Origin of the sequence: Pseudidiomarina sp., from assembly GCF_048267825.1 — a bacterium.
Lineage (GTDB): Bacteria > Pseudomonadota > Gammaproteobacteria > Enterobacterales > Alteromonadaceae > Pseudidiomarina.
Window position 1 is genome coordinate 245,170 of the sequence record NZ_JBLWWR010000001.1, and the last position, 25,706, is coordinate 270,875.

28 protein-coding genes are annotated in these 25,706 nt (G+C 48.2%); 6 read left to right on the forward strand and 22 right to left on the reverse strand.

Features of this window, described 5'->3' with window-relative positions; all coding sequences use genetic code 11:
• Window positions 1–2: 2 nt before the first annotated feature.
• On the reverse strand, window positions 3–875 hold the full coding sequence (gene htpX, locus ACN0UN_RS01215; RefSeq protein WP_417658352.1) for a protease HtpX: 873 nt from the start codon (window positions 873–875) through the stop codon (window positions 3–5).
• A gap of 162 nt (window positions 876–1,037) precedes the next feature.
• Between htpX and pepE the strand changes: the two genes are divergently transcribed.
• Window positions 1,038–1,754, forward strand: coding sequence for a dipeptidase PepE (pepE, locus tag ACN0UN_RS01220; RefSeq protein WP_417658353.1), 717 nt, complete (start codon window positions 1,038–1,040; stop codon window positions 1,752–1,754).
• On the opposite strand, the gene bioD is transcribed toward pepE, so the two are convergent.
• The 4 genes from bioD to bioB are packed head-to-tail and all read right to left on the reverse strand — an operon-like array spanning window position 1,738 to window position 5,411.
• Window positions 1,738–2,427, reverse strand: coding sequence for a dethiobiotin synthase (bioD, locus tag ACN0UN_RS01225; protein WP_417658354.1), 690 nt, complete (start codon window positions 2,425–2,427; stop codon window positions 1,738–1,740). The genes pepE and bioD overlap by 17 nt on opposite strands.
• Window positions 2,428–2,454: 27 nt before the next feature.
• On the reverse strand, window positions 2,455–3,231 hold the full coding sequence (locus ACN0UN_RS01230; protein ID WP_417658355.1) for a methyltransferase domain-containing protein: 777 nt from the start codon (window positions 3,229–3,231) through the stop codon (window positions 2,455–2,457).
• Between the two features lie 3 nt (window positions 3,232–3,234).
• Window positions 3,235–4,362 carry an 8-amino-7-oxononanoate synthase gene (locus tag ACN0UN_RS01235; protein WP_417658356.1) on the reverse strand — a complete coding sequence of 376 codons (1,128 nt, stop codon included), beginning with the start codon at window positions 4,360–4,362 and terminating at the stop codon, window positions 3,235–3,237.
• 8 nt (window positions 4,363–4,370) lie between these two features.
• The gene (bioB, locus tag ACN0UN_RS01240) at window positions 4,371–5,411 is read right to left on the reverse strand and encodes a biotin synthase BioB (protein ID WP_417658357.1); all 1,041 of its coding nucleotides are present in this window, start codon (window positions 5,409–5,411) and stop codon (window positions 4,371–4,373) included.
• Between the two features lie 119 nt (window positions 5,412–5,530).
• Here bioB and bioA point away from each other — a divergent pair, with 119 nt between their 5' ends.
• Both bioA and asnS read left to right on the forward strand, forming a co-directional pair.
• The gene (gene bioA / locus ACN0UN_RS01245; RefSeq protein ID WP_417658358.1) at window positions 5,531–6,814 is read left to right on the forward strand and encodes an adenosylmethionine--8-amino-7-oxononanoate transaminase; all 1,284 of its coding nucleotides are present in this window, start codon (window positions 5,531–5,533) and stop codon (window positions 6,812–6,814) included.
• 83 nt (window positions 6,815–6,897) lie between these two features.
• Window positions 6,898–8,298, forward strand: coding sequence for an asparagine--tRNA ligase (gene asnS, locus ACN0UN_RS01250; protein WP_417658359.1), 1,401 nt, complete (start codon window positions 6,898–6,900; stop codon window positions 8,296–8,298).
• Between the two features lie 49 nt (window positions 8,299–8,347).
• Here the strand turns inward: asnS and ACN0UN_RS01255 are convergent, their stop codons facing one another.
• On the reverse strand, window positions 8,348–8,899 hold the full coding sequence (locus tag ACN0UN_RS01255; protein ID WP_417658360.1) for a nitroreductase family protein: 552 nt from the start codon (window positions 8,897–8,899) through the stop codon (window positions 8,348–8,350).
• Window positions 8,900–9,050: 151 nt separating this feature from the next.
• Between ACN0UN_RS01255 and sppA the strand changes: the two genes are divergently transcribed.
• Genes sppA through ACN0UN_RS01270 form a run of 3 tightly spaced genes read left to right on the forward strand, consistent with a single transcriptional unit; the run spans window position 9,051 to window position 13,301 of the window.
• Window positions 9,051–10,904 (forward strand): signal peptide peptidase SppA, encoded by a 1,854-nt coding sequence (gene sppA, locus ACN0UN_RS01260; RefSeq protein WP_417658361.1) that lies wholly within the window; start codon window positions 9,051–9,053, stop codon window positions 10,902–10,904.
• Window positions 10,905–10,907: 3 nt separating this feature from the next.
• Entirely contained in the window at window positions 10,908–11,918 is a 1,011-nt protein-coding gene (gene ansA, locus ACN0UN_RS01265; protein ID WP_417658362.1) for an asparaginase, read from the forward strand.
• Between the two features lie 39 nt (window positions 11,919–11,957).
• A complete protein-coding gene (locus ACN0UN_RS01270) occupies window positions 11,958–13,301 on the forward strand; it encodes a sodium-dependent transporter (protein WP_417658363.1) in 1,344 nt (447 codons plus the stop codon).
• 188 nt (window positions 13,302–13,489) lie between these two features.
• On the opposite strand, the gene ACN0UN_RS01275 is transcribed toward ACN0UN_RS01270, so the two are convergent.
• From ACN0UN_RS01275 to rluC, 16 genes are all read right to left on the reverse strand, one after another.
• Window positions 13,490–14,272 carry a TatD family hydrolase gene (locus tag ACN0UN_RS01275; protein WP_417658364.1) on the reverse strand — a complete coding sequence of 261 codons (783 nt, stop codon included), beginning with the start codon at window positions 14,270–14,272 and terminating at the stop codon, window positions 13,490–13,492.
• Window positions 14,273–14,292: 20 nt separating this feature from the next.
• Entirely contained in the window at window positions 14,293–14,655 is a 363-nt protein-coding gene (locus ACN0UN_RS01280) for a PilZ domain-containing protein (protein WP_417658365.1), read from the reverse strand.
• Window positions 14,637–15,602 carry a hypothetical protein gene (locus tag ACN0UN_RS01285; RefSeq protein WP_417658366.1) on the reverse strand — a complete coding sequence of 322 codons (966 nt, stop codon included), beginning with the start codon at window positions 15,600–15,602 and terminating at the stop codon, window positions 14,637–14,639. Before ACN0UN_RS01285 ends, ACN0UN_RS01280 begins: the two co-directional genes overlap by 19 nt.
• A gap of 12 nt (window positions 15,603–15,614) precedes the next feature.
• Window positions 15,615–16,238, reverse strand: a complete 624-nt coding sequence (tmk, locus tag ACN0UN_RS01290; protein WP_417658367.1) for a dTMP kinase — start codon at window positions 16,236–16,238, stop codon at window positions 15,615–15,617.
• Window positions 16,238–17,257 carry an endolytic transglycosylase MltG gene (gene mltG / locus ACN0UN_RS01295; protein ID WP_417658368.1) on the reverse strand — a complete coding sequence of 340 codons (1,020 nt, stop codon included), beginning with the start codon at window positions 17,255–17,257 and terminating at the stop codon, window positions 16,238–16,240. The genes tmk and mltG overlap by 1 nt, the downstream gene beginning before the upstream one ends.
• Window positions 17,227–18,018, reverse strand: a complete 792-nt coding sequence (gene pabC / locus ACN0UN_RS01300; RefSeq protein WP_417658369.1) for an aminodeoxychorismate lyase — start codon at window positions 18,016–18,018, stop codon at window positions 17,227–17,229. The genes mltG and pabC overlap by 31 nt, the downstream gene beginning before the upstream one ends.
• Window positions 18,019–18,063: 45 nt before the next feature.
• A complete protein-coding gene (acpP, locus tag ACN0UN_RS01305; protein WP_128351589.1) occupies window positions 18,064–18,303 on the reverse strand; it encodes an acyl carrier protein in 240 nt (79 codons plus the stop codon).
• 128 nt (window positions 18,304–18,431) lie between these two features.
• Window positions 18,432–19,166: a 3-oxoacyl-ACP reductase FabG gene (gene fabG, locus ACN0UN_RS01310; protein ID WP_417658643.1), complete on the reverse strand. Its 735-nt coding sequence runs from the start codon at window positions 19,164–19,166 to the stop codon at window positions 18,432–18,434.
• 13 nt (window positions 19,167–19,179) lie between these two features.
• Entirely contained in the window at window positions 19,180–20,097 is a 918-nt protein-coding gene (gene fabD, locus ACN0UN_RS01315; protein ID WP_417658370.1) for an ACP S-malonyltransferase, read from the reverse strand.
• Window positions 20,098–20,114: 17 nt separating this feature from the next.
• Complete coding sequence (locus ACN0UN_RS01320; protein WP_417658371.1) at window positions 20,115–21,074, reverse strand: beta-ketoacyl-ACP synthase III; 960 nt, start codon at window positions 21,072–21,074, stop codon at window positions 20,115–20,117.
• 8 nt (window positions 21,075–21,082) lie between these two features.
• Complete coding sequence (gene plsX, locus ACN0UN_RS01325) at window positions 21,083–22,108, reverse strand: phosphate acyltransferase PlsX (protein ID WP_417658372.1); 1,026 nt, start codon at window positions 22,106–22,108, stop codon at window positions 21,083–21,085.
• Between the two features lie 21 nt (window positions 22,109–22,129).
• Window positions 22,130–22,300, reverse strand: a complete 171-nt coding sequence (rpmF, locus tag ACN0UN_RS01330) for a 50S ribosomal protein L32 (RefSeq protein WP_128351594.1) — start codon at window positions 22,298–22,300, stop codon at window positions 22,130–22,132.
• A gap of 18 nt (window positions 22,301–22,318) precedes the next feature.
• On the reverse strand, window positions 22,319–22,843 hold the full coding sequence (gene yceD / locus ACN0UN_RS01335; protein ID WP_417658373.1) for a 23S rRNA accumulation protein YceD: 525 nt from the start codon (window positions 22,841–22,843) through the stop codon (window positions 22,319–22,321).
• Between the two features lie 86 nt (window positions 22,844–22,929).
• The gene (locus tag ACN0UN_RS01340; protein WP_417658374.1) at window positions 22,930–23,529 is read right to left on the reverse strand and encodes a Maf family protein; all 600 of its coding nucleotides are present in this window, start codon (window positions 23,527–23,529) and stop codon (window positions 22,930–22,932) included.
• A gap of 47 nt (window positions 23,530–23,576) precedes the next feature.
• A complete protein-coding gene (locus tag ACN0UN_RS01345; RefSeq protein WP_417658375.1) occupies window positions 23,577–24,218 on the reverse strand; it encodes an HAD family hydrolase in 642 nt (213 codons plus the stop codon).
• A complete protein-coding gene (rluC, locus tag ACN0UN_RS01350) occupies window positions 24,215–25,180 on the reverse strand; it encodes a 23S rRNA pseudouridine(955/2504/2580) synthase RluC (RefSeq protein WP_417658376.1) in 966 nt (321 codons plus the stop codon). Before rluC ends, ACN0UN_RS01345 begins: the two co-directional genes overlap by 4 nt.
• Window positions 25,181–25,706 lie beyond the last annotated feature (526 nt).

Below are 25,706 nucleotides of genomic sequence, written 5' to 3' on the forward strand. Positions count from 1 at the left end.
TTTTAAAGTTGTTCGAGCGCTCGAATACGTTTCGCTAAAGGTGGATGACTCATAAAAAGTTCGCTAAAACTGCGCTTACTTTGAATGCCAAAAGCCAACATGGAGCCGTCGAGCGTTGACTCTTGTCCGTTTTGCAAACGTTTTAATGCAGCTATCATTTTATGCTTACCCACGAGTGCTGCAGATCCTGCGTCGGCACGGAACTCTCGATGACGCGAAAACCACATTACAATGACGCTTGCGAGAATGCCAAATACCAATTCCAGCAACATCACAATGCCAAAATAAGCAAAGCCGCCCAGCCCTTGACCGTTTTGCGAGCTACTGCGAGTTGCGTTATTGATAACCCCAGCAATCACGCGCGCAAAAAATATTACAAAAGTGTTCACCACACCTTGTATCAAGGTCAGTGTCACCATATCGCCATTAGCAATGTGGCTAATCTCATGTGCAAGAACCGCTTCAACTTCGTCCTGATTCATTGCCCGCAGTAGACCTGTACTAACAGCTACCAACGAATTATTTTTGCTTGCGCCCGTAGCAAACGCGTTGGGCTCGGGCGAGTCGTAAATTGCTACCTCTGGCATTGGAATACCAGCTTTTTGAGCTTGGCGAGCAATGGTATTGAATAGCCATTGCTCGGTGCTGTTACGAGGTTGCGTGATAACATGCGCCCCAACCGCGCGTTTCGCCAGCCATTTTGACATAGCCAGCGAGATAAACGCACCACCAAAGCCAAATAAAGCGGCAAATATAAACAAACTTTGATATTGCGAGGGTTCGATACCGAGTGCTGGAAGCACCAAATTCATAACCACACCAAGTACCAAAAGAATTGCTAAGTTCGTTGCCAAAAAAAGAACAATCCGCAACATTTTCATTAACCTCGTAATGACTCCAACGACTACCCGATTTATAAGGGCGTCAGCCCTTAATTACAAGGCTTTTGCTATGTTTTTTATTACGTGTTTTGTTAAGCTATGGACCAATCTAGCTGCAAAATATGCATGATCTATTGCTGTAATCAGGAGAACCGAATGAAATCTGCGCAAATATTACTCTTAAGTAGCTCACGCGCCGGACAAAGTGACTATTTAGCGCCATGTCTTGACCCCATCGCCACGCTTTGCGAAACCCGAAACGTTCTCTTTATCCCATACGCAGGTGTAACAATGTCATATGCGGACTACACCGCAAAAGTTGCAACTGCATTAAAACCACGAAACATTCAAGTAACTGGTATTGAAACCGCCGCAGACCCGGCCAAAGCAATCGCCGAAGCTGAAGCCATAATGGTTGGCGGTGGCAATACCTTTCACCTGCTTCAGCAGCTTTATCATTTTAACTTAATAGCGCCTATCCAAACTGCAGTGAGCAGCGGCACACCTTATATTGGTTGGAGCGCAGGTTCGAATATCGCCGGGTTAAGCATTCGTACCACCAATGACATGCCGATCATTGAACCACCATCGTTTACTGCACTTAAACTGGTGCCGTTTCAACTCAACCCGCATTATACCGACTATCAACCACCTGGTTTTCATGGCGAAACCCGTGATCAGCGCCTGGCTGAATTTATGGTGCTTGAACCAACCACGCCAGTAGTGGCTATTCCTGAAGGAACGGCGCTTAGAATCTCAAATCAGACCATGAGCTATCAGGGCAATACACCAGGATTCGTATTCTTAAACGGCGAAAAACACGAGCTAGCACCTCAGCAAGACTGCAGTCAGTGGCTTAAAGCAGCGAATTAACGTTCAGAAAATCAGCCAATTGCTCAGCATGGGCCTCTGGCAAATAAGGAATTTCGCCTAAACACGGGGCCCGAAGTAACCGCTTTAACGTAGCTATATTGGCGTTGTATTCCGACATTGGTTTAGCCTGTGGTTGGTTGGCTATCCAACCGACTAACTTCAGGCCGCGCCGTTCAATATCGATTGCGGTGAGCAACGCATGGTTTAAGCAACCAAGCTTCATACCAACCACTAACACAATTTCTGCAGCGGCTTCTTGTGCATAATCAGCTAAACTCACCGCATCGTTTAACGGCACTAGCCAACCACCCGCGCCCTCAATGATCAAAACATCGGCATTCGCTGTTGCCACCGCTTCTGTATGTTGCACTAATGCAGCTAAAGTAACGGCTTCACCGGCTTGATTCGCAGCAATATGCGGTGCAATGGGTGGCGCAAAGCAAAATGGGTTAACCCGCTGATATGCGCTTACGGATACCGCGATATCGCAGGCTTCCATTAATCGCAACGCATCCGAATTGCGCAATTGCCCCGCAACTGCATCAGCGCCAGCAGCTACCGGTTTTAATGGCACACACCTGCGACCATGATTGTGTAGCGCATGGATAAGCGCGGTAGCAGACGTTGTCTTGCCGGCATCGGTATCAGTACCTGTTATAAAAATTCTCTTCATTTAAACCCAACTAAAAAGCAATTATAATTAATCTTTGATTAATTCAATAAAGGCGATTTCCCAGCGCAAGTACAGCACACCATCGCTGCTCCGATGCGCCTCCATGGCTGTTTCAACAGCACCGAGCTGTGACTTGGTCAACCCGCGTGTTTGTTGCATTGTATAATTAGCCCCGATACCTTTTAAGTCATGCAGCATGTCGCGAACCTGATGATATGGCACGGCAATGCTTTGTTGTGTGCAACGCCACGTTACCCCGCGCAAGCTCCCTAAGTACGCATCAAGCTGTCGAGTATTGATAAACTTATTATGCCGTTCGCTTCCAGTAACCCGTTGAAAGCAACTACCCAGCGGCGCCAAAGAACCGTCCAATACGGTACTCACCACCGCGCGCCCAGATGGTTTCAAACAATCAACTAACTGTTGCAGGGTCTTGGATAAATCAGTCACCCACTGCACCGCTAAATTCGCATAAATGGTGTCAATACAACGTTCCGCAAAAGGCAATGCTTCAATATCAGCCTGCACCCAACAGCCGTCGGCATACCCTGCTTGTGCTTGCTGCAACATGCCCGCCGCAAAATCTAATCCAATATAGTGACTGGCACGTTGTTGCAGCGCCAGCGTGTTTACGCCGGGGCCACAGCCGGCATCCACCGTTACACCGGTATATTGCGGTAACATCTGCAGCAATGTTTCTGCACATTGTCGTTGCAATGAGTTGTGATCGCAGTAACTCGTGGCAGCTTTACTGAAATGTTGGGCAATTTTACTTTTATGAGCGTTGTTACTTTGCGCCAGCATCGTTCAAACTGCCTGTGTTTCGGTTAACTGATGGTAACAATCGGCCAATGCAGCGACAAAAGCACGAATGTTCGCTTCCTGATGTTGAGCCGTGAGTGTTATGCGAAGCCGTGCTGTGCCCTCTGGCACCGTGGGTGGGCGAATCGTGCCACATTTAAACCCCTGCGAACTTAATGCTTCACCGATGCGCATCACGTTCGCATCGCTTCCTACCACCAAGGTTTGAATGGCATGACGACTATCCCCCAGCGGAATATTGGCGCGTGCCGCCAAATCACTAAATAACGCAATATTCGTAGCCAGTTGATGACGTAATTGCGTGCCCTCGGCACTCTGAACTATCTTAATCGCAGCACTAACGGCAGCCGCCTGCGCAGCTGGAAAGGCAGTAGAATAAATAAATTCACGGCCGAAATTCACTAAATAATCAGTCACACTGTCGGTGCCCACCAATGCCGCACCCATCACACCGAGAGCCTTGCCAAAGGTAGCCGTTACTAATGGGACTTGCGCCTGACTGAATTGGCCGCCAACGCTTCGGCCTTCCGGCCCGACAATACCCAGACCATGGGCATCATCAACCCATAAATCGGCATCCAAAGCTGCCAGCTCGGACAGTGGTGCACTATCGCCATCCATGCTGAACACACTCTCGGTGACGATTAAATTTGTAGCTTCTGGCTTGAGCTGTTTTTTCGCGTGCGCGGCGTCATTATGTGCAAAACGTTTCCAGTGGCGCTGCTCACGCACACCATCCAATAGTGATGCATGGCTTAAGCGGTCTAACACTACGCGCTCGTACAATGGCGCGAGAGCACGCATGGTGCACTGATTTGCACTAAACCCGCTGCTAAACAGTAAAACATTATCGCGTTCGAGCCATTCACTGAGTTGTCGCCGTAAATAGGCATGTGGCGTTTGGTAACCGGCCACTAGGGGCGATGAACCACTCCCAGCACCCCACTGCTGTATGCCTTGTTGAAACGCAGCGCGCACTTGAGAGTGCTGCGACAAACCCAAGTAATCGTTCGCCGAAAAATCGCGCGCAGCGGCGGCAACCGAAAGACTACGGTGCCTGCGCTGCTGACGGCGTAATTCAAGTTGCCGTTGTAAAACGCCCTGAATTTGCATTGTTAATGTTACCGAACTTCGTAATAGCGAACGGGTTCTTGTTGCTCGGCAACCGCATCACTTATAACAGCCTGATGCACTTCATCGCTGTAATCACCATGAGGCATAGGCTCTAATCCCAAGCGTTCAAACAGAGCGAGATCGTGATTCGTTTCAGGGTTGGCTGTCGTTAACAACCGTTCACCATAAAAAATCGAGTTAGCGCCGGCCATAAAGCAAAGGGCCTGCAGTTCATCACTCATTGATTCCCGTCCGGCAGATAAGCGCACAAACGACTGCGGCATCAGAATGCGCGCAATAGCAATGGTGCAAACAAATTCGAACGGGTCCATATCATCCAGCTTTGCAAAGGGGGTCCCTTCAACTTTGACCAGCATATTCACCGGCACGCTTTCTGGGTGTTGCGGTAAGTTTGCCAATTGTGCCAATAATCCGGCGCGATCGCGACGACTCTCACCCATACCAACAATCCCCCCAGCACAAACTTTCATACCGGCATCGCGAACATTTTGTAGGGTTGATAAGCGGTCAGCATAGGTGCGTGTTGTAATGATTTTGCCGTAAAACTCCGGTGACGTGTCCAAGTTGTGATTGTAATAATCAAGTCCTGCCTGCTTGAGCACTTGCGCTTGCTGCGGGCTTAACATGCCCAGTGTCATGCACGTTTCCAAGCCAAGCTCTTTCACACCTTTAACCATTTCAATCACATAAGGCATGTCGCGGTCTTTGGGGTTTCGCCATGCGGCACCCATACAAAAACGGCTTGCGCCCTGCTCTTTGGCTGATTTGGCTTCCGCCAAAACCTTTTCCACTGCCATCAAGCGCTCTTTATCAACGTCTGTACGATAATGCGCGCTTTGTGGACAGTATTTGCAGTCCTCAGGGCAAGCTCCGGTTTTTATTGATAACAACGTGCTCACTTGAACCGCATTCGGATCAAAATTTTGACGGTGTACTTGTTGTGCTTGGAATAACAAATCATTAAATGGCAGCGCAAATAACGCTTCAATCTCTTGGATTTGCCAATCATGGCGAATCGTTGCTGACATGTTGAATGTCCTTTTTTATTCGGGTTGCTGAAGATTAGATATTGCACAGGGTACGGAGATTACCTAGACTGTCAACTTCAAATGCACATTTTAAATTACAAACGGTTACTTTTTAATCAATGTTAACAACAGACGACCTACGTTTTGATCACGATCACATTTGGCACCCTTACACCTCGTTCAACAATCCGCTGCCCGTTTATCCAGTGGCTGGAGCCGAAGGTTGTGAACTTATTCTCGATGATGGTACCCGACTGGTTGATGGTATGTCGTCATGGTGGGCAGCAATACATGGGTACAATCACCCAGTATTAAATGCGGCAGCCACCAAACAAATTAGTAGTATGAGTCATGTCATGTTCGGCGGCATTACCCACCAGCCTGCAATTGAACTTTGCCAAAGTTTGCTAAAGGTTGTTCCCGAAGGCCTCAGCAAAGTGTTTTTGGCTGACTCCGGCTCGGTTTCTGTGGAAGTTGCAATAAAAATGGCGGTGCAATATTGGTTTAGCCGCAACCAGCCCGATAAAAATCGCATGGCAACCATTCGGGGCGGTTATCACGGCGACACCTTTGCGGCGATGTCGGTATGTGACCCCGTGAATGGCATGCACAGCTTATTTAAAGGCAGTCTGCGCGAGCAACTCTTCGCGCCAACACCAGAAATTGGCCCGGACGATATGTGGCACCCCGAAGCATTATTGCCGCTGCAACAGCTTCTTGAAAACCATCAGCACGAATTAGCAGCTCTTATTCTGGAGCCAATCGTTCAGGGTGCAGGAGGAATGCGTTTCTATCATCCCGAATATTTGCGTGGTGCGCGTGAACTCTGCGATAAATACCAAGTGCTGTTAATCGCTGACGAAATTGCCACAGGTTTCGGCCGTACCGGCAAACTCTTTGCCTGTGAACATGCAGACATCACGCCGGACATTATGTGTATTGGTAAGGCGTTAACCGGGGGCTACCTGACGCAAGCGGCGGTACTTTGTACCAACACCGTCGCTGACAGCATTAGTGCAGGCCCAGCCGGTGGCACCTTCATGCATGGCCCAACGTTTATGGGCAATCCGCTCGCTTGCGCAATCGCCACTGCCAGCTTAAAACTGCTATTGGACAGCCCATGGCAGCAACAAGTGGATGCCATTGAGGCGCAGTTACGTACGGAACTTGCAGTGGCAAAAGCTTACCCACAGGTTGCTGACGTGCGCTGTTTTGGCGCGATAGGTGTCATTGAAATGCATGAACCAGTTGACGTTGCTAAGGCTCAGCGACTGTGTGTTGATAATGGGGTTTGGATTCGCCCCTTCGGTAAGCTTATTTATGTGATGCCGCCTTTCCTGATTTCAGCATCACAACTGACACAATTAACCCAAACCATGTGCAGGCTTGCGGCATCTGCGTGATTTTCTCTTGAGTCTGACGCAAAGCAAGGTAACATATCAGCCTATTTTGTCTTTATACCCTAACTTACGGAGTTTGTAGGCCCATGTCCTTCGCTACAATTGTCGATGTTTTATCGGGAAAAGTTGCCGTTGGTGATGAAGTGACTGTACGCGGGTGGGTTCGTACCCGTCGCGACTCAAAAGCAGGCATTTCATTTATTAACGTGCATGATGGTTCGTGTTTTGATCCAATTCAGGCGGTTGTCCCGAATAATCTCGATAATTATGAGAGCGAAGTGCTTAAGTTGACGACAGGCTGTAGTGTCGCCGTGACGGGTACCGTGGCAGAATCTGCTGGCAAAGGTCAAAGCTTCGAAATTCAGGCGACCGGGCTGCATGTCTATGGTTTTGTTGAAGACCCAGACACTTACCCGATGTCACCAAAACCACACTCCATGGAATACTTGCGGGAATTTGCCCATTTACGTCCGCGCACCAATATAACCGGTGCTGTCATGCGGGTTCGTAACTGTTTATCGCAAGCGCTACATCGTTTCTTCCATGAACGCGGCTATCTCTGGGTGTCAACGCCTATTATTACAGCATCTGATGCCGAAGGTGCTGGCGAACTGTTCCGTGTTTCTACGCTAGACATGATGAACTTACCGCGCACTGATGAAGGCCAGATTGACTACAGCAAAGACTTTTTTGGTAAAGAAGCATTTTTAACCGTTTCCGGCCAGTTAAACGGCGAGACCTACGCTTGTGCCTTAAGCAAAATTTATACCTTCGGCCCTACTTTTCGCGCCGAAAACTCGAACACCAGTCGCCATTTGGCTGAGTTCTGGATGGTCGAGCCTGAAGTTGCATTTGCTGACTTAAACGACATCGCGTACTTGGCAGAAGATATGCTGAAGTACTGTATCAATGCGGTACTTGAAGAACGCGCTGACGACATGGCGTTTTTCCAACAGCGCGTGGATAAGAATGTACTTGATCGTTTGCATCACGTGGTCAGCAACAAGTTTGTGCACATGGATTACACCGACGCCGTGGAAATTCTGCAAAACTGCGGTAAGAAATTCGAGTACCCCGTAGAATGGGGAACTGATTTACAGTCGGAACACGAACGCTATCTAGCGGAAGAGCACGTCGGTGCCCCAATTGTGCTGAAAAACTATCCGAAAGATATCAAAGCGTTTTACATGCGCCAGAATGATGACGGCAAAACGGTTGCGGCAATGGATGTGTTGGCACCGGGTATTGGCGAAATTATCGGCGGCAGCGCACGTGAAGAACGCCTGGAACGTCTCGACGCTCGTATGACGGAGCTCGGCCTACCGATTGAAGATTACAGCTGGTATCGTGACCTGCGTCGCTATGGCACCGTTCCACATGCTGGTTTTGGGCTAGGTTTTGAACGCTTGGTTACCTATGTAACCGGCATGGGTAACATCCGCGATGTGATTCCATTCCCGCGGGCCCCAAAATCTGCGGAATTTTAGTTGTCAACACGCATAAAAAAACCAGCTTCGGCTGGTTTTTTTATTCCCATTATTCAGGAAAACGAACTTTGCTTTGGATATCTTTATCGGGCTTTATTGGCGTAGGAACCGCCGGAGTACCGACATAGAGAAAACCAACAATGGCATCGTCCGGCGATAAACCAAGCTCAGCCTTTACCTGTTCATCCTCCGCAAACCAGCCGGTGCGCCAAATTGCACCAAGCCCCTGCGCGAAGGCTGCTTGCTGCATAAGTAATGCGGTGCAAGCTGCACTTGCTAACTGTTCATCACGCGGCACTTTATCGTGGGGTTGATACTTCATTGCAACCGCAATAACTAAGGGGGCCCGCAACGGCAGTTGACTCGCCTGTACCACCTGCGCTTCGGCTACACCTTTATTGGCTGCCGCGCGCTGAAAAACCTGACCAAGCTGTTGTCTGTTGCTGCCGTCATAAACAATAAACTCATAAGGCATCAAGGCCATATGGTCTGGTGCCCGCCCAGCGGCTTTGAGCATCAAGTCAAATTGTTCTGAAGTTGGACCAGGCTCTATGAGACGTGGCATGGATGAACGTTGTGTAAGCAGTTCCAGAGCGTGCATATAATCCTCAAGGCAATGAAGCAAAGCGATAGATTTATTCCAGCAGCTAGCTTAGCAAATGATCACGCTCTGTTACATTGTCTTACTGGTTTCTGGGAAAATTCTACTGTAATCTTCATGGCATCTGTCATTAAATTTGGGATTTCTACGTATGAGCGGGACTGCTTCGGTATTCAAGAAACTCTTCGGTCTGATAAACACGATTCGCAAAATCATTGTGAATATCGTGTTTTTTATCGTTCTTATTGTTGTCATCAGCTTATTTGCCGCTGACGAAGAGCCGATTCGTGTGCCGCACAACGGTGTGCTGGTGTTGGAACTAAACGGTCGTTTAGTTGAAGAAAAAACATGGGTTGATCCGGTTGATGCGTTTTTTGATGAAATGATTGGCGGCAGCGGTGCCCCAGCAGAAGTCCTCGTCAACGATGTGGTTAGCGCAATTGAACATGCGGCAACCGATGATCGCATTAGCGGTATCCAATTAAATATAAGCAGTTTTGCGGGGGGCGGCCTCAACAAAATGCAGGTACTCGGCGAGGCGTTATTGCAGTTTCGTGAAACCGGAAAGCCGGTAATGACCTACGCAGACGCGTATTCGCAAGATCAGTACTATATCGCAGCTCACGCCGACAAAATCTATCTGAACCCACTTGGCATGTTAATGTTCGAAGGTTATGGTTCGTATCGCTTGTATTTCCAAGAATTACTGGAAAAACTAAAAATCAGCACCCACGTATTCAAAGTCGGTGCCTACAAATCAGCGGTAGAACCTTACACCCGTAATAATATGTCTGAGCAAGCTCGCGAAGCCAACAAAGTGTTGTATGACGAACTGTGGCAGACTTTTATCACCGACTTAGCAGAACGACGTGACATTGATGCCAGTATGCTTTCTGGTGACATCAACGACGTTTTAGCGGCCATTGAACAGCATGACAACGATTTTGCCCAAATGGCAGTGGCCACGGGCTTGGTTGATGCGCTTTATTCGCGCGAACAATTCCGTCAAGAAATGATTACCCTGACAGGCCTCGACAAAGACGAGAAAAGCTGGCGTAAAATTGATCATGAAAATTATCTGGAATCACTCAATGGTGAGGCGTATCCAACGGAAGAAACTGACCGTGCAAACATTGCGTTGGTGGTAGCACGTGGTGTGATTGTCGATGGTCATCAAAAGCCTGGGTCAATTGGCGGCGATAGCACAGCTGAATTATTACGCAAAGCGCGCCTTGACGATCAAGTGAAAGCCGTGGTGTTGCGTATTGACAGCCCAGGCGGCAGCGGTTTCGCTTCTGAGGTTATCCGTCAGGAATTACTTGAACTGCAAAAGGCTGGCAAACCAGTGATAGCATCCATGAGTAGCGTTGCAGCCTCAGGCGGTTATTGGATTGCAGCCAGCGCAGATGAAATTTGGGCGTCACCATCGACCATTACCGGTTCTATCGGCGTGTTTGGTATGTTCTTTACCATCGAAAACTCACTGGCTGAAATTGGTGTGTACAACGATGGCTACCATACCACCAACCTGCCGGTGTTAGACATCACGCGTGGTCTCGACGATTCAGCAAAACAAATGGTGCAGCTAACCATCGAGAAATTCTATCGTGATTTCGTTGGAATGGTTGCTGAAAGTCGTGATATGACCTATGACGCCGTGCATCAAGTAGCGCAAGGTCGTGTCTGGACTGGCGCGCAAGCTCAGAAATATGGCTTAGTTGATAAACTTGGCGAGCTTGATGATGCAATTCGTGCAGCAGCTGAATTTGCTGACATTGTTGAGTATGACGTGCAAGTCATTGAGCCTGAGTTGTCGGTACGCGAACAGTTCATGCGTGACTTATTTGGTCAGGCTAGCGTGATTTTGCCAAGTTCACTTGTCGAGAAAAATCACTCACCGATTGAAATGCAATTGCAACGTGTTTGGCAGGAAGTTAAATTAGTGGACAAATTTAACGATCCAAACGGTGTTTATGCACTGTGCGAACTCTGTCCATTGCGGTAATTCATGACTAAAAAACGTATTTACGTCGCCTACACGGGCGGCACGATAGGAATGCAAAAATCGGCACAGGGATATATTCCTGTGCCTGGTTTCTTAACCGAATGTGTTCAGCGTATGCCCGAATTCTATCGCGAGGAAATGCCTGAATTTACCATTCATGAATACACCCCTTTAATGGATTCATCGGACATGTCGCCAGCAGACTGGCAGCACATTGCCGAAGATATCCGCAGCCATTACATGGACTACGATGGCTTTGTTATTCTCCATGGCACCGACACCATGGCCTACACAGCCTCAGCACTGTCGTTTATGTTCGAAAATCTGGCCAAGCCGGTAATTATTACGGGGTCCCAAATTCCACTTGCTGCATTGCGCTCGGATGGTCAAACGAATCTACTCAATGCCTTATACATTGCAGCGAATTACCCAATTCACGAAGTCGGCCTGTTTTTTAACAACATACTGTACCGCGGGAATCGGGCTACAAAAGCTGACGCCAATGGGTTTAATGCCTTCGATTCGCCCAATTTTTCACCGCTATTACGCGCCGGTATTCAAATATCGGTCGAAGCCGGTGAAGTGAATGCGTTGGGTCAGGAACCACTACGTCTTACCCCGGTAACCCCGCAGGCTATTGGTGTCGTCACCTTGTACCCGGGCATCTCGGCCGCTATTTTTGATAACATGCTCCAACAGCCTGTTAAAGCGCTGATCATGCAAAGCTACGGGGTGGGCAACGCCCCACAAGACCCACAGCTTTTGGCGAGCTTGCGACGTGCAATTGAACAGGGTACGGTAGTGCTTAATTGCACCCAATGCTTCAAAGGCAAAGTGAACATGGGCGGGTATGCAACGGGCAATGCACTGGCAAAAGTCGGCGTAGTAAGTGGCCATGACATGACGGTTGAAGCGGCTTTAACCAAACTTCACTACCTGTTGTCTCAAAACCTGTCACAATCAGAAATCAATAATCTATTAGAAACCAACTTACGCGGTGAGCTTACCGCCTAAGTTGCTCGTCCATTAAAACAACAATAAGAAATAACAAAAATGGCCCTAAAATCTCCTGCTTTTTCATCGCGAATTGGATTTATTCTAGCTGCTGCTGGCTCTGCCGTTGGTGTCGGTAACATATGGGGCTTTCCAACCCAAGCTGCACAAAATGGCGGTGGTGCGTTCTTATTGGTTTACCTGCTCATGGTTGCCCTACTCGCTTATCCAATGTTAGTTGCTGAATTAACCATTGGCCGCATGCGTCAGCGCAACCCTGTAGAGGCGCTACGAGCGCTCAGCAACAAACCGTTTTGGCGTAACTTTGGCGCGCTTACGGGCATTGTTGGTCTTGTGGTTTTGTCACTGATTTTAAGCTTCTACGCAATCGTGTCAGGTTGGCTACTCGCGTTTATGTTCGCGCCGCTAGCTGAACTGATGGGCTTTACTGCAGCAGCAACATGGTTGACCGATTTTAGCGTGCAGCGCAACATGATCATGATGATACTTTTTCTAGTACTCACCGTTCACGTTGTTCGCTCTGGCGTAACCGATGGTATCGAACGTTGGTCACGCCGTTTAATGCCTTTGCTGTTCGTTTTGTTAATTGCAATGGCACTCTATATTCTTACGCTCCCGGGTGCCATTGATGGCTTAAAAATGTACCTAACGCCCGACTTTGAGCAGGTAACCAACCCGAACCTAGTTATCCGGGCCATGGGCCAGGCATTTTTCTCGCTCAGTTTGGGTGTGTGTTGCATGATGACTTATGGTGCTTATTTATCGAAAGATGAGCACTTACCGCGCACTGCAGGCTGGGTAGCAGGGCTGGATACCTCAGTTGCATTTTTAGCGGGTTTATTGATTCTTCCGGCAATGTTCGCAGCACAAGAGCTAGGCGTTGAAATTTACGATCAAGCTGGGCAATTACTGTCCAGTGACACTCTTGTATTCAACGTGTTACCAGCAATGTTCGACTCAATGGGGTATGCCGGCTTATGGGTTGGTCTTGCATTTTTCGCACTGATGGTTATTGCGGCCATTACCTCGTCAATTTCTATGTTGGAAGCTCCGGTTAATGCTCTGGTTGAAGAAACTGGGCAATCGCGCGCACAAATGGTTTGGGTGGTAGGTGCAACAATTGGCTTAATTTCATCTTTGATCATCTACAATTTTTCAGCATTGTTCGGTGCGGTAGTTACGCTCACCACAGTATATATGCAACCACTACTGGCACTTATCTTTGGCCTGCTATTAACTTGGGTACTGCGCCAAAACTATTTATTGAAAGCTCTGCAAGACGGCGCGCCAGAAATGGAATCAAGTTGGTTTTGGAAAATCTGGCCGTGGTACGTGAAATTTATATGCCCAGTATTAATTCTACTGGTTATCTGGCGTGGCTAATAAGTCACTATAAAATAAGCGGATATTTATAATAAAAAAAGGCTCGGGACCAATCCAAGTTGTCCCGAGCTCAGGGGAATGGCTCAAGGGATTGAGCCGTGCGCTAACTCGATAAATGTCGAGGGTAAGATTTATTGTAGACCTAAATTTACCAAATGCGAATTTTTTGTGTAAAAAACGTACAAAAATTATTTGCGCACGTGCTTAAATAATGAATAGAAGTTTTGTGTAGTAACTTTGGCCACCTCAGCGAGACTCAAACCTTTCACGTCAGCAACGCATTTGGCCACATCAACGACATAAGCTGGCTGATTTTCTTTACCCCGATGTGGCACCGGAGCTAACCAAGGGCTATCCGTTTCTATCAACAATCGCTCTAACGGTAACGCCTGCACCACTTCGCGCAATTCCGCTGCATTACGAAACGACGCGATGCCGGATATCGAAATATAGAAATCAAGATGTTCAATGGCCTGTTGCGCCATTTCAAGCGATTCAGTGAAGCAGTGTAAAACGCCGCCGCAACGTTGGGCCTGCCCTTCGCGCAACATCGCTATGGTGTCCTCACGCGCATCTCGGGTATGAATGATCAACGGTTTATCAAGCTCATTTGCGAGTTCAATATGGTAGGCAAAGCTATCGCGCTGAATAGGACGACTTTCCGGATCGTAAAAATAATCCAACCCGGTTTCGCCAATCGCAACCACCTCTGGTTCTGCCGCCCATAGACGCAACTGATCGCGGTCAAGCGGATGCTTAGCAACGTACAAAGGATGCACACCGCAAGAAATACTTACGTCTGGAAAGTCAGCAACTTGGCTACGCATGGCAGGGAAATCATCAAGGGTTACACCAATACACAACATGTGTTCCACTTGCGCTGCACGAGCAGCCTGGACAATTTTAGCAAACTGCCCATCGAAGTTTTTCAGGTCTATTTTGTCAAGATGACAATGGGAATCGACAAACACAACAACTCCTCTGGGATGTCTTACATGGTGGCGGTTGGCGTGCCCGTATTGCCTATCGCAGCAAGCTTGGATTCAATCATATTTTTCAGCATTGCTTTGTCGTCAATAAACTGAACGCCAACGCCCTGTTGTTCTGGACGGCCAGGCTTTGATGGAGCGAGCCAAACGACTTTGCACTTCACAAAAACCGAATTTTGTTCGCCAAACAAACGTACCTCCAACAGAAATTCATCACCATTTTTCAAGGGTTCATCCGTTGTTAGAAACAGGCCGCCACCTTTGATAAATGGCATGTAATAGCGTCGCAACTGGGCTTCAGTACCCAGCACGATACGCTTTTTCGGTAACGCGACCTCTGCTTGTGCTACGGTTTGTGTTTCCATTGTAACCACTGTTGTTGTAATAGTAATGGTACGTTTAAGCCAGCTTGTTCGCTCGTTGTTTTGCGCAAATTGTAACATAAAGCAAGCCAAGCATTGATTTCCGCAACGGTTATCTGTTCTCGTTGCAACCAATCGAAGGCAAGCTGATAGCTGTTCGGAAACCGCAACCGCTGCTGCGCAACGCGTTGTTTAATCCGAATTAACTCTTGCAACCATGCTTCGCTGGCATCGAGCCAGCCAGCCCAGTCACTCTTAGTTGGTAAAGGCCACTTGTTATCTACACAACAAGCCTGAGCTAAACGCCCAACATAGTCAATGTTATCACTAACTTCGCCTTTTAATGCGGCAAGAGCATGTAAAGGTGCACCTAAAAACTGCTGGCTACGCACTTGCTCTTCAGGCGTTAAACTGCGCCCCAACTGTTGTATCAACCACGCCTCAATTTCCGGCCAGCTCGGTTCATTCAAGGTGTGCAACCGCATACGGCTGCGAATGGTTGGCAACAATGCGCTGGTGCGCTCAGGGCTTAAGATAATATACGTGTTTGCAGTCGGTTCTTCGAGTGTTTTTAAAAGCGCATTTGCAGCTTCTGTGGTCATCCGTTCAGCATTTTTTATCCAGGCCACTTTGGCACCGTGCTGACTCGCTGTTTGTTGCAATGCCTGAGTAAGCTCACGAATTTTATCCACGCCAATGGCACGGTTGTCCTCGCTGCGAAGCACGTAGTAATCCGGATGTGTTTCAGATTGAACCAGCAAGCAGCTTTTACAGCGCCCACAAGCACGTTGTGTTGGTTGTAAACACAGCAAATAATGCGCCAAGGTTTGGGTGTATGCCTCAGCGCCCAAACCTTCGCGTGCTGGAATGCAATGCGCATGACCAAAGCGTTGTTGCTGGAAATCCGAAACAACCTGCCGCCAAGATTCACGCAACCAAGGTAAACTCATGTCGCCTCTGCGTTAATTGAATAAATGCTGTTCAAGTTCATGAAGCAAGTCGCGATGGACCGACTCCATGTCTTGATTGCCGTTAATGACGCAAATGTTCGCATCATTTTCAGCAATCTCTAAATACCGATTTCGAGTGCGCTCGAAAAATGCGACGTCTTCTTGTTCAATCCGATCAAGCTCACCGCGTTCACGCGCGCGGGCCAAACCCTTTTGGGGATCAACATCAAGTAGCAAAGTAAGATCAGGAGCAAAATCGCCTAAAACAAGCTTTCGTAATGCGGTTAGCTTCTCATCACCGAGTTGACGTCCGCCGCCCTGGTAGGCTCTGGAAGACAAGTCATGACGATCGGCAATAACCCAAACACCCTTGGCCAGCGCCGGTTTGATAACATTCTCAACCAATTGTGAGCGACTCGCATACATCAACAACAATTCTGTTTCAGCCGTTAATGTTTCCTCCCAATCGCCCTTTACCAGGTCCCGAATCGCCTCCGCAAGCTTCGTCCCGCCTGGTTCACGAACTGTTTGGGTGGCAATTCCTTTCGCATGCAGGTGATTCACAACACTCGCCATCGCCGAGCTCTTACCTGCCCCTTCCAGGCCTTCAATTACGATGAACTTTCCGCTTGGCATTAGTTTTGATTCCTTTGGTATCGATTAACCGCACGGTTGTGCTCCGCCAGTGTTTTCGAAAAAACATGACCACCCGAACCATCCGCCACAAAATAAAAATAATCCGTTGTTTCAGGGTGCGCCGCTGCTTCAAGGCTGCTATGGCTTGGCATGGCAATGGGAGTTGGCGGCAACCCGTTAATTCGATAGGTATTGTACGCAGTTTGTTCGCGTAAATGAGCGCGCGTCAAATTACCATCGAAGTCGTCGATTCCATAAATTGTGGTTGGATCAGACTGTAAACGCATGCCCGCCCGCAAACGATTTATAAACACTGAACTCACCCGTTTACGCTCGCCACTTAACCCCGTTTCTTTTTCAATGATTGAAGCCATAATAAGCAACTCGGAGGCATTTTGATAGGGTAAATCGGCATCACGCGAAGCCCACACCGAAGATAACTCACGCTGCATGCGCTGAAAAGCTTGTTGCAGGATATCAATGTCTTTGGTGCCCGCGGTGTAACTGTATGTGTCTGGAAAGAACTGGCCCTCAAAAGACGTCATCTCCGCATTCAGATGCGAAGCGAGTTGTCGATTAAGTTCCTGCCGCGGTACATTTTGCAACGTTTGCTTCAAATAGTCGCTCTGCTGCAGTTGTTGCAACCACTCAAGCAGCGTGCGTCCTTCTACCAGTGCCACACGAAATTGATATTGTTCGCCATTGCGCAGCTTCTGCCACAGCTCCTTCACCGTGTCTTCTGGCATTATTTGATACACGCCCGCCTGCAACCGTTCGGGCTTGTCCAATATTCGACTCGCAAGATAAGTGGGGGTAATCTGCAACTGGGCACCTTGGTTGTTTAATTCGGAAATAATTGTACGCGCGTGCATGCCACGTTTTACTTCGAATAGTAACGGCTCAGGCAAAGCTAAAGGTTGCTGTAATTGTTTGAACCCGTACCAGATTAGAAAAGCACTGATGGCAAGTGCGAGTACACTTGCAGCAACTAAGAATTGTATAAAACGTTTGAATACCACTGATGAACAACCTCTGGTAATAGCGTCTTGGATAACGCACGTTTATCTATCTTCGCGATAGGACGTGGGCCCAACACAGTATTGCACAAAAAAGCTTGCTGAGCTGAGGCAACCGAAGCATAAGTAGCTTCGGTAGGTATTGCTTCAGGCAACACGGCGGCGCAAATTTCAGCTTGCATAATACCGGCTATGCCGGCCGTTTTTAACAGCGGAATCCGCCAGTTATCGCCATCATACCAGAATAAATTGCTGCTGATCGCCTCTACAATGTGAAGCTGTGAATCACACACTAATAAGTCATCAACACCAAGCAAATCACGCTCCTGTGTTAACAGGACTTGCTCCAGCCGATTCAACGTTTTCAAGCCAGCCAGCAACGGCTGTTGCGCGAGCCTAAGTTTTGCTTGTGCAACGCTTAAGCCGTGGGGCGACCAGCGCGGTAAATCCGAGATTGTAACGTACCAGTTAATCGGTTGGTTCGCTGCAACACCATAGCCGCGATGGCTAACACCTCGGGTAATAATGAGTTTTACCACACAGTTTTCATGTTCGGCAGCAATACGTTCCAATAAAGACAACACCTGTTCTTGCTCTGGTAATGCCATTGCCAGGCGCTCAGAGGCAATTGATAAACGCTGCCAGTGACGCGGCCAATATTCTATACGGTGATGTCGAATAACGAGTGTAGTAAAGTGCCCATCGCCAAATTGCAGGCCACGGTCAAGAGATTGTGATGAGAGGGGGTGCCCATTGAGCCACATACAAAAAAGGCGGAATTTTCATTCCGCCTTTCCGAATTCGATGACTTAGTCGTTTGCGTGATTTTTCACGTAATCGATAGCAGCTTCAACGGTTCTGATTTTCTCTGCTTCTTCGTCTGGAATCTCGGTCTCAAACTCTTCTTCCAGAGCCATTACCAATTCAACGATGTCCAGAGAGTCTGCACCAAGGTCATTTTCAAAAGAAGCTTCTAATTTCACTTCTTCTTCTTTAACACCTAGTTGTTCAACGATGATTTTTTTTACGCGTTCTTCAATAGTACTCATTGTATATATGTCCCTTGATTTTAGGTCACGAGTTCAAAATTGGGCTTAGTGTAGTGAATGACGCGACAATAATAAAGCAAAAATTGGTCTAACCTTGACAGGTCGTACCCCTTGCCGCGAAAAATCACTTATACCATTGCCATACCACCGTTAACGTGGATGGTTTCGCCCGTAATATATGCAGCGCCTGGTGAAGCTAAAAACACCACAGCTGCAGCAATTTCTTCTGGTTGGCCCAAACGTGATGCCGGTATGTTGGCGAAAATCGCTTGTTTCTGATCATCTGTCAACGTTTTGGTCATATCCGTATCAATAAAACCTGGCGCCACGCAATTCACCGTGATACCACGCGCAGCTATCTCTTTCGCCAACGCTTTGGTAAACCCGGCTAAACCAGCCTTAGCCGCGCAATAATTTGCTTGGCCGGGGTTGCCTGTGGTACCAACCACCGACGAAATATTGATGATACGCCCTTGCCGACGTTTCATCATACCGCGCATAACCCCTTTGCTTAAACGATAAACAGACTTTAAGTTGGTATCCATAACACTATCCCACTCATCGTCTTTCATTCGCATCAGCAAGTTATCGCGGGTAATTCCAGCGTTATTGACCAGAATATCCAGCTGCCCATAGGTGCTGTCAATATGCTTCAATACCGCCGCAATACTGTCTGCATCGGTCACATTTAACGCAACACCTTCACCGTTTGCGCCTAAATAATCACTGATAGCTTGAGCACCCTTTTCAGTTGTAGCCGTGCCGATAACTTTGACACCACGTGCAGCCAATTGTTCGGCAATTGCTTTACCAATACCACGACTGGCGCCCGTTACTAAGGCTACTTGCCCTTCTAGATTCATTAAGTCAGACATATCATTTCCTTGCTGCTAGAGCCTCAACGGTATTTACCGCTTCACCCTGAATGGCTTTGTCGATTCGTTTATTTAACCCGGTAAGCACTTTACCTGGGCCAATTTCAAAAATTTCCGTAACACCCTGCTGCACCAAATATTCAACCGTTTCGGTCCATCGTACTGGTGAATGAAGCTGACGCACCAATGCGTCACGAATTTTATCAGCTTCGCGTGGCGCTTCTACATCCACATTATTCACGACCGGGACTTGTGGCGTGTTCACCGTCAGTTTACCGAGTTCAACGGCCATTTGGTCGGCCGCTGGTTGCATCAGCGAGCAATGCGACGGCACACTTACCGGTAACGGCAGCGCGCGCTTCGCGCCTGCTTTAATGCAGGCAGCACCGGCACGTTCAACCGCTGCTTTGTGGCCGGCAATTACAACCTGCCCTGGTGAATTAAAGTTCACCGCTGCTACAACTTCGTCTCCGGCCGACTCTGCACAAGCCTGCTTAACCAAGTCGTCGTCTAAGCCAATAATTGCGGCCATCGCGCCAACACCAGCTGGCACCGCAGATTGCATCAACTTGCCACGGGTAGCGACCAGCTTTACCGCATCTTTAAAATCTAAAGCACCGGCACACACCAGCGCAGAATACTCGCCCAAGCTATGCCCAGCCATCCATTCAGGTGCTGGCACACCAGCCTGCTCTAAAGCGCGGTATAGCGCTACACTCGCAGTCAATAAAGCGGGTTGAGTGCGCTGCGTTTCATTGAGCTGCTCGGCAGGCCCAGCTTGCACCAATGCCCATAAGTCATAGCCAAGTATATGACTTGCTTCGGCAAAAGTTTCTTCAACAACTGGATACTCAGCGGCAACATCCGCCAACATACCAACAGCTTGTGAACCTTGTCCTGGAAAAACATAAGCTCGCATGAGTACTTCCTTATAAATTAATATTCTACAAGTGCCGAGCCCCAGGCAAAACCACCACCAAAGGCTTCAAGTAATAATTTTTGACCGCGGCGAATGCGGCCGTCACGAATTGCGACGTCTAGCGCAATGGGAACCGATGCCGCAGAGGTATTCCCGGTATATTCGAGTGTAGTAATCACCCTGTCCATCGGCATTTTTAACTTTCTTGCGGTTGCTTTAATGATACGTAAATTTGCCTGGTGTGGCACCAACCAATCTAAGTCACTCGCCACCATGTGGTTGGCTGCCAGGGTATCCACCACAAGTTCGCTAAGCTTACTCACGGCAACTTTAAATACTTCGTTGCCCTTCATGTACATCCAGGCTTCACTTAATTGCTCCGGTGACGTACGCGACATGTGGTTTACACCAAGAAGATCAGCAAATTCACCTGCGCTATTTAAATGCGTCGATAAAATACCAGGCTTGTCTGATGCTTCAAGTACCGCGGCTCCAGCACCATCGCCGAATAACACCAAGGTATTGCGATCATCTGGATGACATAACCGTGACAAGACATCCGTACCAATCACGAGAACCCGCTTGTACATACCATTACGAATATATTGGTCGGCAACGCTAAGGGCAAAAATAAATCCTGAACACGCCGCAGCAATATCGAAAGCCGGAATATTATTCTCGGTCAATGCCGCTTGAATTTCACAGGCGACGCTCGGAAAAGCGCGCTCTCCTGACGTGGTTGCCACCACAATTAAATCAATATCGTCAGCTGCAATTTCTGCAGCCAATAATGCCTGACGTGCTGCGGCCACCCCCATGGTAGCAGCACTTTCGCCAGCTTCAGCAATGCGTCGTTCATGTATGCCCGTGCGTTCGACAATCCAATCGTGACTGGTTTCGACTCGCCGTTCCAGCATGGCATTCGTCAGGCGCTGGCTCGGTAAGTAATGGCCAGTTCCCGCAATCGTTGCTTGCATAATAAGATTTATTCCTGTTCTAACAGAACTTGTTCTACCCTATCGCGAATTCGCGATGGTAGATCCCGTTGTGTCTCTTCCACGGCTTGCTCAATGGCGCTAAAAAATGCGCGTACATTCGCATCACCATGACTTTTAATTACGACACCACGTAATCCTATCAAACTCGCGCCGTTGTAGTGGTCGGGCTTCAACCAATCCCATGAACGCTTTAAACGCTGGTAAAAGAGTTTCACAAACCAACGGGTCAACCAGTGGTCGTGAATATTTGATTTGATATTATTGAGAAGAAGTTCGGCCAGTCCTTCGCAGCTTTTCAGTGCAATATTACCGACAAAACCATCGCATACAATCACATCAGCCTTGCCAGAAAACAAGTCGTCTCCTTCGATAAAGCCAATATAATTAATGTGTTGCGACTGCTGCAACAAAGCAGCTGTGGCTTTCACCACGTCATTACCTTTGATTTCTTCTTCGCCCATGTTTAGCAATGCAACCCGAGGTTGTTCAATGCCTAACACTTCTTGCGCCGCAACTGAGCCCATCACCCCAAATTGGAACAATGTATCCGAGTCACAGACTGGATTTGCGCCCAAATCAAGAACGAATGCTGAACCGCCCTGCTGTTGCGGTATGGCTGACATTAATGCCGGTCGTAAAACACCGGGTAAGGTTTTCAGGGTGAAGTAGGCTTTGGTCATTAGTGCACCGGTATTTCCGGCGCTGACACACGCTGCAGCCTCTTCTGAGGCCACCAACTCTAAAGCGATACGCATCGACGAGTCCGGCTTCGCACGTAGCGAATAGCCTGGTTTATCGGTCATGGTAACGGTTTGACTTGCGTGTTTAAGTATAACGCGAGGGTGGTTATCTATCTTTGCATGCTTTAATAGCGGAATTAGCTCGGAATCATCCCCAACCAGCATAAAATGAACGTCGGGAAATGTTTCTAACGCCTGTTGCAAAGCGTCAATTACAACTGAGGGGCCATGATCGCCCCCCATTGCATCAAGTGCCAGTGTCAGTGCGGCCATAGCCTCACTATCCTGTACTGGTTACTTGTTAATTACTTTACGGCCTTTATAAAAACCATCAGCTGTCACGTGGTGACGACGATGCGTTTCACCAGAGGTAGAGTCAACCGACAGTGTAGGGCCGCTCAGTGCATCGTGAGAACGACGCATGTCGCGCTTCGAACGAGTTTTCCGATTCTTTTGTACAGCCATTTACGCTATCTCCTAAGTTTATTTGCGCTTTAATTCTTGCAACACAGCAAAAGGGTTTCCTTTTGCTTCTGGGGAGTCTTCAATATCGCCCCACTGCATTGCGTTACTATCTACCCGACATTCGCGCTCGTCATGTTTGACCACAACCGGCATCGCCAATATCAGCTCATCTTCGACCAACGCATGCAGATTCACTTCACCGAGTTCATCCAGCTCCACTGGTTCGTAGCCCTCTGGCATATCGGTGGCCTTTTGCCGCTTCGTAACAGGCGCATAAATAAATGTGCACTGTAACGGAACCGTCATGGTATCACCGCAGCGTTCGCAGCTTGCTTGCACAGTTACCTGAGCATCACCACGAATACGTTTTATACCCTGCTCGTCAACTTCAAAAAACAATGAAGTATCCACATCAGGACATGGGTCAACCAACAACTCTTGCAAACGAGCAAGCGCCTCCCCCGGAACTAATCCGATATAAGACAATTGCTTGCCGGCACTTTTAACCGGATCTACCGTAATCGGTACTCGAACCTTCTGCATAGGGCGCGAATATTAATGGAATCGATGCGCGAACACAAGTGCTTTTCGCAAAATTACATGGGTTTCAAGCCATATGCTTGCAAGGTTTACGGCGTGTTTTCGTCAAGCAGTGGATTAATGCCCCAACGGCGCAACATTGCAAGCAACCGAATGAGTGGTAATCCCACCAAGGTGTTCGGGTCGTCGCCATGCAACGCTGCAAATAGACTGATACCCAAGGCTTCACTTTTAAAGCTACCCGCACAGTTTAACGGCTGTTCACGCGTTACATAGGCAACAATCTCAGCATCGCTTATATCGCGAAACTGCACCTCAAAAGGCTCCACACAAGACTGCAGGCGCTGCTGCTTACTGTCATAAACCGCCAAGCCCGTTAAAAACGTAACCGTTTTGCCACGCATCGCCTGCAATTGCTTGATCGCATTCGCTTCAGTGCCTGGTTTTCCCAGAATGGTGCCGTCTACGACTGCGACTTGATCGGAGCCGATTAACACATGCTCCGGAAACTTCGTCGCTAACGCTTTTGCCTTGGCAATAGCTAAACGCTCAACCAGCGCCGAAGGGGACTCATTAAGGTGTGGCGTTTCATCAACTTCGGGCGCCGCTACATCAAATTCACGGACAACTTTAGCCAGTAGCTCACGGCGAAATGGCGAAGTTGAAGCAAGCACCAAGTTCGTTTTCATAGACATTAACCTGCGGTTTATTTACTTAGTAAACTATCTGCTCAGCGTTACACATAGCTTGGTAACGTGGCCAAATTATCCAGAATCGTTAAGGGCTGGTGCTGTAACAAACGTTGTGCCTCGTGCGCCCCAAAGCTTACACCAATGCGCGCTATTCCCGCATTTTCAGCCATGCGCATGTCATGCACTGAATCGCCAACCATGACCGCTTGATGTGCCGAAAACCCTGTTTCCGTAAGAATTTCATGAAGCATGCGCGGGTCGGGTTTAGACGCGGTTTCGTCGGCGCACCGTGATAGATGGAATAACTCATGAATATTAGCTTCTTGCCAAACCCGTTCTAACCCGTGGCGCGCTTTACCCGTAGCAACGGCTAAGGTGTACCCTTTTGCCCGTAACCCTTCAAGCATTGCTTGCGCCCCTTCGAACAACGGTGAAGGGGTGATGTCGTCATGCACATATTGCTGACGGTAAACGTGCATAAACGCGTCAAACTGTTCGCCAGACAGCCGACCAAACAATTGTTCAATCGCTGGTTCTAAACTGATACCAATAATTTCACGCACCGATTCCACCGTTGGAGCTGGTAGCGACAAAAGCGCTGCGGCACGCTGCATCGAAGACACGATGCGCCCAACCGAATCCATCAAAGTGCCGTCCCAATCAAAAATTATCAGTGGGTACTTCATATAAAACAGCGTCCGCCTAGTCGAATTAATGTTTGTCGTAAAGCTTCATCAAGCGGCGCATCAACGGTAATTTGTTTTTCCGTTTGCGGATGCTTAAAAGTAAGTTTATGCGCGTGTAAAAAAAGTCGATTCAATCCGACCTGCTGCATCTGTTGATCATAATCGCTGTCGCCATACTTCGGATCGCACGCTATTGGATGACCAGCATGAAGTGCGTGCACGCGAATCTGATGTGTGCGCCCGGTTATCGGAGAAGCTTCTACCAAGGTACAGTTCGCGAACTGCTCAACAATACGAAACCGCGTTTCTGAAGGTTTCCCCGCAGCATCAACCCGCACCACCCGCTCACCTGACTTCAGTGTGTTCTTCAATAACGGCGCAGCAATAAACTTCACATGTTTTTGCCAGTGGCCACGCACGAGCGCCAAATATTGCTTATCCATGGTTTTATTGCGCAGCTGTTCATGCAAACTGCGCAGCGCCGATCGCCGCTTCGCAATGAGAATACAACCACTTGTCTCGCGGTCTAACCGATGCACCAATTCCATTTGTTTTGCATCCGGGCGCAGCGATCGTAAACTCTCAATCAACCCGAATTGCAAACCTGACCCACCATGCACGGCAAGCCCAGCTGGTTTATTCATCACCATCAATACATCATCTTCATAAAGTATTTGGTGTTGCAGCGCTTGAACTTGATCAAGTTTGGCAGAAGGCAACGGATTCGCTTCCGCAATACGCACCGGTGGAATGCGAATTACATCGCCAACCTGCAGTTTATATTCGGGTTTAACGCGCTTTTTATTAACGCGCACCTCACCTTTACGCAAAATTCGGTACACCAATGACTTGGGAACACCTTTTAATTGCGCAAGTAAATAATTGTCGATGCGTTGCTCTTCGTAGCCAGATTCAACCGTCTGGAAGTGCACGCCTTGTGATATGTTTGTTTGTTCGCTCATAGGTGGCGGATTTTAGCATGAGCTCTTGACAATGTTCATCTTGTATTTACAACGTTTTTCGTGGGATAATCAGGAATCGGAAAAATCCGCACCGATTTATAGAGAGCGGTACATCATTTGCACAAAGCAATGATGCAGCTAAAGAGTAAAAATTTAACGCGTGGTTTGAGCGGAAAGCGTCACTGCCAATACGTCCACCTCAGCTTACGAAAGTGCGTAGCCAAAGCTACGGCGTCGAGAAGTTGATGGCACGGAATATCATTGGCTCATCTTCATCCGAATTTGGATGATGAAGATTGATTGAGCGCGCCGCCTTTAATTAAATCAAACCAGAATTGAAGAACCAGTGCTGCAACGCAGTATGGCCTTTACAAGCGCATTTCGGCTTGGTAACAAATTGCAATCTCACGTTTATATAACTAGTTGTTGAACGGGAGATGGATGTTAGGTGTTGTTCGACTAACCCTAACCTAAAACAATTCAATCTCGAAATAGCGATGGCGAAAGCCTGTCGTACCGTGTTGTG